This window comes from Stenotrophomonas maltophilia group sp. SKK55, from assembly GCF_057179845.1.
This window is the reverse complement of the sequence record NZ_JBXUHP010000012.1, coordinates 48,690-59,478: the sequence shown is the minus strand read 5'-3', so window position 1 is coordinate 59,478 and position 10,789 is coordinate 48,690. Positions and strand designations below refer to the sequence as shown.

Below are 10,789 nucleotides of genomic sequence, written 5' to 3'. Positions count from 1 at the left end.
AGCTGCGCCGATGGTAGTGTGGCTCAAGCCATGCGAGAGTAGGTCATCGCCAGGGTTTACACCCAAAACCCCGCTGCTGACGCAGCGGGGTTTTTCTTATTAAGTGAAGGCATTGCTTTTCTGGATACCTTCCGCCCAAGGGCAAGATCGCGAAGCTGGCGCTGCAAGCGCTGCTGCAACCGTCTCCCTGGTGAAATTAGCGCTGTGGAACCACCCGATCCCATCCCGAACTCGGAAGTGAAACGCAGCTGCGCCGATGGTAGTGTGGCTCAAGCCATGCGAGAGTAGGTCATCGCCAGGGTTTACACCCCAAACCCCGCTGCTCGCGCAGCGGGGTTTTTCTTTGGGCGCAGGAATACAGGTAGTGCCGGCCGCTTGCCGGCAACCCGATGGCGTTACATCGCCCGCTAGATCCACGCCCTGCGTGGATGCCCTCTGCGAGGAAGCATGGCGCCAACCAAGGTTGGCCGCTACGAATCGATTGCCGGCCAGCGGCCGGCACTACCGGCAGATCCACACCAGTCGTGGATCTGCCGCCGACGGTATGCAAAAGAAAAGCGGCGCCCCTTGGGGCGCCGCTCTGCTCTCAACAGTCCTCAGTCGAGCATGGCCCGACTTTACTTGGCCGAAGCCTTGTCCTTCATCATCGCGTCGCGGGCCGCCTTGAACGGGTTGCCTGCATACCAGTTCGGCCAACGATCACCACCGGCCAGCTCCTTGCCGACGCCGTACATCAGCTGCAGGTCTTCGACGGCGCCGTCCAGCTTCCAGGTGGCGGCGTCGAACTCGTCCTTCGGGCCATGGTAGCGGTTGGCGCCGTAGTCCGCCGCGGCCTTGCGGCCCGCTTCCACGCCACCCTCGCGCAGGTCCTCGCCGCCATCGGCGTACAGGGCCGGCACACCGGCCTTGGCGAAGTTGAAGTGATCCGAGCGGAAGTAGAAGCCGCTTTGCACCGAGGTCTCACCGTGCAGCGTACGGTCCTGGGCGGCGGCCAACGGCTTGAGGATGTCCTCCAGCTCCGAGCTGCCGAAGCCGGTGACGGTCACGTCCTTGGCACGGCCGGCCACCGACATCGCATCGATGTTGATCACACCGGCGATCTTGTCCAGCGGGAAGGTCGGATGGGCGACGTAGTACTTCGAACCCAGCAGGCCGGATTCTTCCAGGGTCACGGCCAGGAACACCACCGAACGCTCCGGCTTCGGGTCCTGGTGGGCCATGGCTTCGGCCACTTCGAGAATACCGGCGACGCCGGTCGCATTATCGACGGCGCCGTTGTAGATGTTGTCGCCGGTCTCGCCCTCATGCTTGCCCAGGTGATCCCAGTGCGCCATGTACAGCACCGCCTCGTCAGCGCGCTTGCTGCCCGGCAGCACACCCACCACGTTGCGCGACTGCTTCTGTGCGATCTGGCTCTTCAGGTCGACCGCAGCGGTGGCCTTCAGCGGCACCGGCTTGAAACCGCGCTTGCTGGCGTCCTTGTAGGCCTGCGCCAGGTCCAGGCCGGCACCGGCGAACAGTGCCTTGGCCGCGTCGGCGCTCAGCCAGCCCTGCACCGGGATACGCGCTTCCGGGTCATCCTTGGCCGGCAGGTCGTACTGCGGGCCCGCCCAGGAGTTCTTCACCACGTCCCAGCCGTAGGAGGCGCCGGCGGTGTCGTGCACGATCAGTGCAGCAGCGGCGCCCTTGCGGGCGGCTTCCTCGAACTTGTAGGTCCAGCGGCCGTAGTAGGTCATGCGTTTGCCGTCGAACAGCTTCTCGTCCTCGACGTGGAAGCCCGGGTCGTTGACGAACATGACGACCGTCTTGCCTTTCCAGTCCTGGCCGGCGTAATCGTTCCACTTCTGCTCCGGCGCATCGACGCCATAGCCAACGAACACCAGGTCGCTGGCATCGACCTTTACCTCGGCCTGGCCGGTGCGGGTACCCACCACCATGTCGGTGCCGAACTTCAGCTCGGTGGTCTTGCCGCCCTGGGTGATCTTCAGCACGGTCGATTCGTCGGCCGTGGTCTCGGTCATCGGCACATCCTGGAACCAGCTGTCGCCGTTGCCGGGCTGCAGGCCGATGCGCTGCATCTGGTCGCGGATGTAGTTGACCGTCAGTTCTTCGCCCTTGCTGCCCGGCGCGCGGCCCTCGAACTCATCCGAGGCCAGGGTCTTGACCATCTCGGCGAAGTCGCCGGCATTGATCTCCGGGGAGAACGAATGGGCGGCCGGCTTCGCCGCAGCGGTGTCGGTGACCGGCGCGGCGGCGGGCGTGTTTTCGCCTTTGCAGGCACTGAGCGCGGCCGCGGCGGCCAGGCACAGGAGGAGTTTGCGGGGCATCGTCGATTCCTGGAGAACAAAGGGCGGCCGCACCTGATGCGCGACCGGTAACAGTGAGTATTACCGAACCGGCAGGTCCGGCGGGTTCAGTCCGTCGGGGCGGTATCGGTGTCGAACGGGATTGGCTCGGCGCCGGTCACCGGGCCGATGCGAGCGGAGCGATGCACGTACAGCACCACTTCGCGTTCGAACTGCAGGGGGCCGGTGACCACCGCATTCGGGCCGATGATCACGCGCGGCTTGCGGCTGGCGGTCAGCGAGACACTGAAGTTCGGCTTGCGCACATGCACACCGCCGCTGACCTGCGAACCGATACCGACGGTGATGTCACCATTGACGGTCTCCACATCCTTGCCCACGCGGCTCTCGACCAGCCCGATGCCGCCGTTGACGGTCTCGACGCCGCCTTCGATCTGGCTGCCGCGATCGCTGAAGATGCTGCCATTGACCGTGCTGACGCCGCCATTGGCGATCACTTCACGACCCAGGCGCACACCGCCGTTGACCGTTTCGATCTTGCCGGTGCGGGCGCGGTCGGCGACCTTCACCCCGCCGTTGACGGTGTCGATGCTGCCGGTCTCGACGCCTTCGCCGATGCGGATGCCGCCGTTGACGGTGTCCAGCTTGCCGTAGCGTTGACCCGGTTCGGCGCTGATGCTGCCGTTGACCTTGCTGATGTTCTCCTGCGCACAGACCGGCCCGGTGGCCAGCAGTACGCCCAACAGCAGCGGAATGGAAAGAGTTTTCATGGCGACCTCGATGGATGTGCGGCTGGCAGGCCGCGTGCGGAGATGTCACCATTCCCCGGTAGCCCCCGCAACTGCCTGAAGTCACTGGAAAGCCCTTGCGCGACAATGCCTTCCCATCACGCCGACATCACATCGCCGCTGCCCGCGGCGGTCGCTGCCTGCTGCTGGGGCTGGCGTTGGCGCTGGCCCTGCCGCTGCCCAGCGGTGCGCAGACCACCCGCGAGACCGAGCGCAAGCTGCAGAAACTGCGTACCGAACTGAAGGGCGTGGCGCAGGAGCGACGGCAGATCGAGGGCCAGCGCGGGCAGGCATCGCGGCAGCTGCGCGAGGCCGACGAGAAGGTCGCCCGCACCGGCCGTGCCCTTGCGCAGACGGAAGCCGCGCTGCGCGAGCAGGGCCGCGCCCTGGCCGAAGCCGAGCAGCGCCGCAGCACGCTGCAGGGCAACCTGGCCCAGCAGCACCGCGAACTGGCCGGGCTGTTGCGCGCGGCGTATCAGCTGGGCAACCACGCACCGCTGAAGCTGCTGCTGTCGCAGGACACGGTGGCTGATGCCAACCGCGCCCTGGCCTACCATCGCTACCTGCAGCGCGAGCGTGCGCAGCGGATCACCACGCTGACCGCCGACCTGAAGGAACTGGAAGCGCTGCAGGCGCAGATCGCCGAGCGCAAGCAGAAGCTGCAGGGGACGCAGCAGGACCAGAAACAGCAGGCAGCCGCCCTGGAAGCGGACCGCCGCGATCGCGCAAAGACCGTTGCCTCGCTGGAAGAGCGCTTCAAGGACCAGCGCGAGAAGGAACAGGCACTGGGCCAGGACGCCAAGGCACTGGAAACGCTGCTGGCCAACCTGCGTGCCGCTGCCGCGCGGGCCGAAGCCGAGCGGCGCGCCGCTGCACGCCGGGCCGCCGCCGAGAAAGCCGCTGCCGAGCGCGCCGCACGTCAGGCCGCCGCGCAGGGCCGTCCACCGCCGCCCACCAAGGTTCCACCTGCGGTGGCGTCGGCACCGGCGCCGAAGGTCGGCGGCCTGAGTTGGCCGTTGTCCGGCAACCTGCTGGCCCGCTATGGCGGCAAGCTGCCCGATGGGCGCACCAGCAGCGGTGTGCTGATCGGCGCGCCAGCCGGCAGCACGGTCACGGCCGTGGCCGATGGCACCGTGGTGTTCTCCGACTGGATGACCGGCTACGGCATGATCCTGATCGTCGACCACGGCAACGGCTACATGAGCCTTTACGCGCATAACGACACCCTGCTGAAGGATGCTGGCGCGCGGGTCAGCCGCGGCGATGCGGTGGCCAAGGTCGGCAATTCCGGCGGCCAGGGCGTCACCGCGCTGTACTTCGAGCTGCGCCGTGGCGGGCAGCCGGTCAACCCGGACAGCTGGCTGCAGCGGCGCTGAATCCCGGCCCGCCGGATGCGGGCCGGATTCAACGGGAATTTAGCTGTGCTTCGCGCATAATCGGTGCATGTGCCTTGGGCACCATGCCACCGTCGACAGGAGTGATCCATGCGCGCAGCCCGTACCGCCACCCTCTTGCTGGCCCTGTTGCCAGCGCTGTCCTGGGCGCAGCAGACCGCGCCCGCCCCGAGCCAGGAAACCAGCGGGCAGGCAGCGAACAGCGAGGAGGCGGTGACCTCGAAGGTGCCGCTGGAGGAAATCCGCCGTTTCGTGGCCGTGTACAACGCGGTGCGCGCCGCCTATGTCGACCCGGTCGATGACAAGAAGCTGATGCAGTCAGCCGTGCGTGGCCTGCTGCTCGACCTTGATCCGCACAGCACCTACTTCAACAAGGAAGACGCGCAGGCCTTCGACGAGCAGGCCAACGGTGCCTACGAGGGCATCGGCGTGGAGCTGCAGCAGCAGCCGGACAACGCCAGCATGAAGGTGATCGCGCCGATCGACGACACGCCGGCAGCCAAGGCCGGCATCCTTGCCGGCGATTTGATCATCGCCATCGACGGCAAGCCGATCAGCGCGATCGATGCGAGTGAACCGCTGCGCGGCCCGGCCGGCAGCAAGGTGGTGCTGACCATCGTGCGTGACGGCAAGCCGAAGCCGTTCGATGTCAGCCTGACCCGCCAGACCATCCGCGTGACCAGCGTGCGCAGCCGCCTGCTCGAGCCGGGCTATGGCTATATCCGCCTGAGCACCTTCCAGGCCGATACTGGCTCGGACTTCCAGAAGCACGTGCAGCAGCTGCAGAAGCAGTCCGGTGGCCAGCTCAAGGGCCTGGTGCTGGATCTGCGCAGCAACCCGGGTGGCCTGCTGACGGCCGCCGTGCAGGTCGCCGACGATCTGCTCGACAAGGGCAACATCGTCAGCACCCGTGGCCGCATCAGCATCAGCGATGCCCGGTTCGACGCGACCCCGGGCGACCTGTTGAAGGGCGCACCGGTGGTGGTGCTGGCCGATGCCGGTTCGGCCAGTGCCTCGGAAGTACTCGCCGGCGCGCTGCGCGACAACAAGCGCGCCCGCGTGGTGGGCAGCCGCACCTTCGGCAAGGGCTCGGTGCAGACCGTGCTGCCGCTGGACAACGGCGATTCGGTGAAGCTGACCACCGCGCGCTATTACACGCCCAGCGGCAAGTCGATCCAGGCCACCGGCATCGTGCCGGATGTTGAGTTGAAGCCCGCCGCTACGTTGGCGGAGGATGCCCTGCCGGCCAGCCTGAGCGATTACAGCGAAGCGACACTGCCGGGCCATCTGCGCGGCGACGACGAAGGCACCGAGGGCTACCACGCCGGTGCGGTGCTGCCGGGCGACGGCCCGATCAACGACGCGCTGGCCGAGCTGAAGAACCCGGGCTCGGTGGCCGCACGGTTGAAGGCCGAAGCCGCGAAGGCGGATGCCGCCAAGCCCGCGAAGGCCGCTGCGGCGAAGCCCGAAGCCAAGCCGGAGCCGAAGGTCGAACCGAAGGCAGACAGCACGCCGGAAGCCAAGCCCGCTCCTGTGCCGGCCAAGCCTTGATTCCTGGTCTACGAACGAGCGGGTGAGCGTGGAGCCGGCCAGCGGCCGGCTCTACCTGGATCAGAAGCCGTGCCGCTTGCGCAGGCGGCGCGCGATCGCGGCGCGTACATAGACCCCGTACACGACGCCGAACACGAAGCCGCCGATGTGCGCCCACCAGGCCACCATGCCGAAGCTGGGGCCGATGTGGGCGAACACCACCTGCAGTGCCGCCCAGACGCCGATCAGCAGGTACGCCGGGGCGCGCACGAACTCCAGGAACAGGCCGAGCGGGATCACCACGCCCAGCCGCGCGCCTGGGAACAGGGCCAGATACGCACCGATCAGGGCCGACACCGCGCCGCTGGCGCCGATGATGATCTGGTCCGGGCTGCCCATGGTGTAGATCGCGACCAGGTTCGACACTGCGCCGCCGACCAGGAACAGCAGCAGCAGCCGCCACGGCCCCAGCACCCGCTCGGCGGGCAGGCCGAAGATCAGCAGGAACACCAGGTTGCCCAGCAGGTGTGACCAGTCGGCGTGCAGGAACAGCGCGGTGAACAGGCGCAGCACGCTGCCGTCCTGCAGCGTCGCCCACCAGTCCAGCGGGCGGGTCAGGCCGGTGGACAGGGCGCCCCAGTCCAGCCAGAGGCTGCCGCGGGCATCGTCCGGACGCGAGATCGACCACAGGAACGCCAGCCACAATGACGCGAACAGCACGGGCGTGGCCCAGCGCAGGGCCGCCTTCTTGCGGGACGGGAGCGAGACGAACATGCCAATAGCCTAGCGTGCGGCCACTTTCGGTGGGGATGGTCCTGTTCAGCTTTTGAGACGAAAAAACCGCCTGCGCTGTTATTGTTTCATTAACAGCTCTGGGTAATACTCGCATACGGCGTCGTATGTCGGGAGGGGAATCCGGCGCGCTCCGATGGGTCCCAGGACCCGGCGGGCGCAGGCGCACTCAGAGCACCATCACCGCTTACCGGAGAGAGAGAACTACGATGCAAACCGCTTCCACCATTGCCCGACTGACCCTGCTGGCCGTCGGCGTTGCCGGTGCGCTGGCCGCCGCCGATGCCAATGCTGCCGCCTTCCAGCTGAAGGAAAACAGCGCCAAGGGCCTGGGCCGCGCGTTCGCCGGCTCCACCTCGACCGAAGGTGACGCCTCGGTCATCGCCACCAACCCGGCCTCCATGCGCCTGCTCGACGGCACCCTGGTCCAGGGCGACGTCAGCGCCATCAGCTTCGGCGCCAAGTTCCGCGGCCAGGGCCAGTACGGCAACGGCGCGCCGATTTCCGGTGGCAACGGCGGCGACGCCGGCATGATCGCCCCGGTTCCGGCCGCGTACTTCCACGTGCCGTTCGGCGAGAACGACAACATGCACTTCGGTGCTTCGCTGACCGTGCCGTTCGGCTTCAAGACCGAATACGACCGCGACTGGGTCGGCCGCTACAATGGCGTCAAGACCGAGCTGCAGGCGATCGACCTGGGCGTGGCGTTCTCCTATGACGTCAACCCGTACCTGTCGTTCGGTGCTTCGGTGTTCGCCGAGCGCCTGAACGTCGACCTGACCAGCGCTGTCGACACCGGCACCGCGATCAACGCCAGCGCCCAGCGCACGGCTGCGGCGCGTGTGCTGGCTGCCGGCGGCACCGCTGCGCAGGCCGCTGCTGCCTCGCGCCAGGCTGCCGTGGCCATGGCCCAACAGGGCTTCGCCCCGGGCACCGCCGATGGCTACCTGCGCATCAAGGGCGACGAAGTGTCGGTCGGCTACACCCTGGGCATGACGGTCACCCCGGTGGAAGGCACCAACATCGCCTTCAGCTACCGCTCGAAGGTCGAGCACAAGATCACCGACGGCAAGGCCGACTTCACCATCCCGCAGAACGCGGCCGCCTTCCTGGCCACTGCCGCCCCGGGTACCTTCATCGACAGCAACGGCCGCGCTACCATCACCCTGCCGGCCAGCGCCACCGTGGGCTTCACCCACCGCGTGAACGACCAATGGCAGATCATGGCCGAGGTCACGCGCACGGCGTGGAGCAAGTTCGACCAGGTCACGGTCGACTATGACTCCAACCAGCCGGACAGCGTGCTGCCGTTCCACTACCGCGACACCACCTTCGCGTCGATCGGTACCGATTTCCGCGTGAACGACAAGCTGACCCTGCGTGGCGGCCTGGCCTACGACCAGACCCCGACCACCGACGCCCACCGCGACGTGCGCGTGCCGGACACCACCCGCAAGTGGCTGTCGCTGGGCCTGACCTACGCCGCTTCGGACAAGATGGAATACAGCGTGGGCTACACCCACCTGTTCACCAAGGATCCGAACATCACCTCGACCTCGGCCACTGCCAACACCGTGACCGGCAAGTACAAGGTCAGCGGCGACGTGCTGGCGGCGTCGATGCAGTACAAGTTCTGATCCGGGCGATTGCCTGAAGCAGGACACGGAGGGCCCCGCGCAGGCGGGGCCTTTTTTTATGCATGGATGACGCTTCCGGCTCGTGACTTTATTGGGAGTGCCTGCCACCTTGCCGGGATTTACGCAGTGCAGGCGAATACAAAATGGTTGATCGTCGCTACCAGAAGCGGATGATCCGATACTGGGCTCGGGAAGAGGCCAAGGCGAACGCGACTCTGGATCGCGTGCTGGAGTCGGAATGGTTCGACTACTGGCACACGCATCTTGACTGGATGGGGCGCGGCAATCGCCATATCAGTGATCGCTCCGCCGTTGCCGCAGGGCTCCTGCGGCTGCTTGAACGGGTTGTGTCGAGCGAGCGGGAGCATGTGCAGTGTTGGGTGACGCTGGCGCCGGATACCGGTCAGAGTGCGTTGTTCCTGCATTCGCCGAATCCTCAGGGAACCCCATGGCCGCATCCGTTCGATGGCGTGATCTGGGACATCGTTCCGCCTGACTGGCTTGCGCCGTTGCTCTCTTCAGCCGGCCTGCAGCCAGGACGTTGGGGAAGCGGAGAGAGACAGCGGTTGTTGGTGCGCGCGCGGCCTTGATTCCATCCACGCATGGCATGGATCTGCTGGTCCGACGACGCAGGGCGTGGATCTACGCGACAATGGTGCGATGAACCTGTCCGACCCGAACTTCCAGCTGGAGCTGGCCGCCAACATCGCCGTCGCCGGCTCGATCCTGCTGGCTGGTCGCAACAACGTGCACACCTGGTGGCTGGGCATCGTCGGCTGCGCATTGTTTGCGGCCGTGTTCGAGCGCTCGCACCTGTATGCGGACATGGTGCTGCAGTTCTTCTTCATCGCCATCAGCGTGCTGGGCTGGTGGCAGTGGCTGCGCGGCGACCATGGCGCGCCGCTGCCGATCACTGCGCTGCGGCCGCGTGCATGGGCCTGGCTGGCGCCGCTGGCGGTGGTGGCCACGTTCGGCTACGGCTGGATGCTGACCCGACTGACCAACGCCTATGCGCCTTACATCGATTCGGCGGTGCTGGTGCTGAGCGTGATCGCGCAGATCCTGATGATGCGGCGCAAGCTGGAATCGTGGTGGGTGTGGCTGCTGGTGAACACCGTGGCAGTGCCGCTGTACTACAGCCGTGGCCTGCATCTGACCTCGATCCTCTACATCGGTTTCTGGATAAACGCGCTGGTCGCCCTGCGCCATTGGCGCCATCTGATGCGGACCGAGGCCAAGGCAGCCGATGCCGCCGCCTGAGCGCGTCGCGCGGGGGTTGGTGGTGGGCAAGTTCTGCCCGCTGCACCTCGGCCACGAACGCCTGATCGACTTCGCCGCTACGCGCTGCCGGCAGTTGCTGGTGATCGGCTGGTCGCAGCCGGGTTTCCCAGGCTACAGCGCCGAGCGTCGCGAGCGCTGGCTGCGAGCGCGCTTCCCGCAGGCGACGGTGGCGGTGCTTGATGACGCGCGGCTGGTAGCATTGTGCACGCAGCACGGTTTGCCCGTGCGCACGCTGCCGCAGGACAGCGACAACGAGCAAGTGCAGCGCGAGTTCACCGCCTGGCTGTGCCAGCACCTGTTCGGTGGCCCGGTGCAGGCGGTATTCACCGGCGAGGACTACGGTGACGGCTTCGCGCAGGCGCTGGCCACGCACTTCGGTGCGCCGGTACGCCATGAGCGGCTCGAACGCGCATTGGACGTCGGGCAGGCGTGCGGCACCCAGCTGCGCGCCGATCCGCATGCGCACCGCCATGGTCTCGCACCGGAGGTGTACGCCGGATACGTGCAGCGCGTGGCCTTCATTGGTGGCGAGTCCAGTGGCAAGACCACGCTGGCGCGGGTGATGGCCGAGTGCCTGCAGACCGCCTGGGTGCCGGAGTATGGCCGCACGCTCTGGGAGCAGCAGGGGGGCGACCTGATGCCGGACGATCTGCTTCGCATCGCAATGACCCAGCCGCAGCATGAAGACAAGGCTGCGCGGCGGGCGCATCGCTGGCTGTTCTGCGATACCACGCCGCTGGTGACGCTGGGCTACAGCGGCTGGATGTCTGGTACGGCGCCGGAGGCACTGCGGCAGGCTGCATTGCGGCCATATGACCTGCTGTTCCTGTGTGCGCCGGATATCCCTTTCGATCAGGACGGCACTCGGGTGGGCGAAGCCTTCCGGGCGCAGCAGCATGCGTGGTACGTGCGCGAGCTGCAGGCGCGGGGCGTCGAATACGTGCTGCTGGAGGGCGATCTGGAAGCGCGCACCGCGCGCGTGCAGGGCGAGCTGGCGAAGCGTGCGGACAACCGGTTCAGTGTCGCCCTGCCTCTGTAGCGCCGAGCCCATGCTCGGCTGC

9 protein-coding genes and 1 rRNA gene are annotated in these 10,789 nt (G+C 66.9%); 7 read left to right on the top strand and 3 right to left on the bottom strand.

What is annotated here, in order from left to right; translation table 11 throughout:
- Positions 1 to 186: 186 nt before the first annotated feature.
- Positions 187 to 301, top strand: a 5S ribosomal RNA gene (gene rrf / locus AC2A1N_RS07520).
- Between the two features lie 316 nt (positions 302 to 617).
- Here the strand turns inward: rrf and AC2A1N_RS07515 are convergent.
- Both AC2A1N_RS07515 and AC2A1N_RS07510 read right to left on the bottom strand, forming a co-directional pair.
- The gene (locus tag AC2A1N_RS07515) at positions 618 to 2,327 is read right to left on the bottom strand and encodes a M28 family metallopeptidase (protein ID WP_061480373.1); all 1,710 of its coding nucleotides are present in this window, start codon (positions 2,325 to 2,327) and stop codon (positions 618 to 620) included.
- 86 nt (positions 2,328 to 2,413) lie between these two features.
- Positions 2,414 to 3,076, bottom strand: a complete 663-nt coding sequence (locus AC2A1N_RS07510; protein WP_061480372.1) for a DUF4097 family beta strand repeat-containing protein — start codon at positions 3,074 to 3,076, stop codon at positions 2,414 to 2,416.
- 95 nt (positions 3,077 to 3,171) lie between these two features.
- Between AC2A1N_RS07510 and AC2A1N_RS07505 the strand changes: the two genes are divergently transcribed.
- Both AC2A1N_RS07505 and AC2A1N_RS07500 read left to right on the top strand, forming a co-directional pair.
- Positions 3,172 to 4,470, top strand: a complete 1,299-nt coding sequence (locus AC2A1N_RS07505) for a murein hydrolase activator EnvC family protein (RefSeq protein ID WP_061480371.1) — start codon at positions 3,172 to 3,174, stop codon at positions 4,468 to 4,470.
- 108 nt (positions 4,471 to 4,578) lie between these two features.
- Positions 4,579 to 6,039, top strand: coding sequence for a S41 family peptidase (locus tag AC2A1N_RS07500; RefSeq protein ID WP_061480370.1), 1,461 nt, complete (start codon positions 4,579 to 4,581; stop codon positions 6,037 to 6,039).
- 60 nt (positions 6,040 to 6,099) lie between these two features.
- Here AC2A1N_RS07500 and AC2A1N_RS07495 read toward each other — a convergent pair whose 3' ends face one another.
- On the bottom strand, positions 6,100 to 6,792 hold the full coding sequence (locus AC2A1N_RS07495; protein ID WP_005414994.1) for a rhomboid family intramembrane serine protease: 693 nt from the start codon (positions 6,790 to 6,792) through the stop codon (positions 6,100 to 6,102).
- A gap of 227 nt (positions 6,793 to 7,019) precedes the next feature.
- Here AC2A1N_RS07495 and AC2A1N_RS07490 point away from each other — a divergent pair, with 227 nt between their 5' ends.
- The 4 genes from AC2A1N_RS07490 (at position 7,020) to AC2A1N_RS07475 (ending at position 10,767) form a co-directional block, all read left to right on the top strand.
- Complete coding sequence (locus AC2A1N_RS07490; protein WP_242889844.1) at positions 7,020 to 8,447, top strand: outer membrane protein transport protein; 1,428 nt, start codon at positions 7,020 to 7,022, stop codon at positions 8,445 to 8,447.
- Positions 8,448 to 8,590: 143 nt separating this feature from the next.
- On the top strand, positions 8,591 to 9,037 hold the full coding sequence (locus tag AC2A1N_RS07485; RefSeq protein ID WP_134969258.1) for a hypothetical protein: 447 nt from the start codon (positions 8,591 to 8,593) through the stop codon (positions 9,035 to 9,037).
- A gap of 70 nt (positions 9,038 to 9,107) precedes the next feature.
- Positions 9,108 to 9,707 (top strand): nicotinamide riboside transporter PnuC, encoded by a 600-nt coding sequence (gene pnuC / locus AC2A1N_RS07480; protein ID WP_061480368.1) that lies wholly within the window; start codon positions 9,108 to 9,110, stop codon positions 9,705 to 9,707.
- Entirely contained in the window at positions 9,694 to 10,767 is a 1,074-nt protein-coding gene (locus AC2A1N_RS07475) for an AAA family ATPase (RefSeq protein WP_242889842.1), read from the top strand. Before pnuC ends, AC2A1N_RS07475 begins: the two co-directional genes overlap by 14 nt.
- The last annotated feature ends 22 nt before the right edge of the window (positions 10,768 to 10,789 follow it).

Bases quoted from the DNA above. Each gene is read 5' to 3' on its own strand.
- AC2A1N_RS07500 (WP_061480370.1), top strand. From the start codon at position 4,579: ATGCGCGCAGCCCGTACCGCCACCCTCTTGCTGGCCCTGTTGCCAGCG.
- AC2A1N_RS07485 (WP_134969258.1), top strand. From the start codon at position 8,591: ATGGTTGATCGTCGCTACCAGAAGCGGATGATCCGATACTGGGCTCGG.
- AC2A1N_RS07495 (WP_005414994.1), bottom strand. From the start codon at position 6,792: ATGTTCGTCTCGCTCCCGTCCCGCAAGAAGGCGGCCCTGCGCTGGGCC.
- AC2A1N_RS07475 (WP_242889842.1), top strand. From the start codon at position 9,694: ATGCCGCCGCCTGAGCGCGTCGCGCGGGGGTTGGTGGTGGGCAAGTTC.
- pnuC (WP_061480368.1), top strand. From the start codon at position 9,108: ATGAACCTGTCCGACCCGAACTTCCAGCTGGAGCTGGCCGCCAACATC.
- AC2A1N_RS07490 (WP_242889844.1), top strand. From the start codon at position 7,020: ATGCAAACCGCTTCCACCATTGCCCGACTGACCCTGCTGGCCGTCGGC.
- AC2A1N_RS07510 (WP_061480372.1), bottom strand. From the start codon at position 3,076: ATGAAAACTCTTTCCATTCCGCTGCTGTTGGGCGTACTGCTGGCCACC.
- AC2A1N_RS07515 (WP_061480373.1), bottom strand. From the start codon at position 2,327: ATGCCCCGCAAACTCCTCCTGTGCCTGGCCGCCGCGGCCGCGCTCAGT.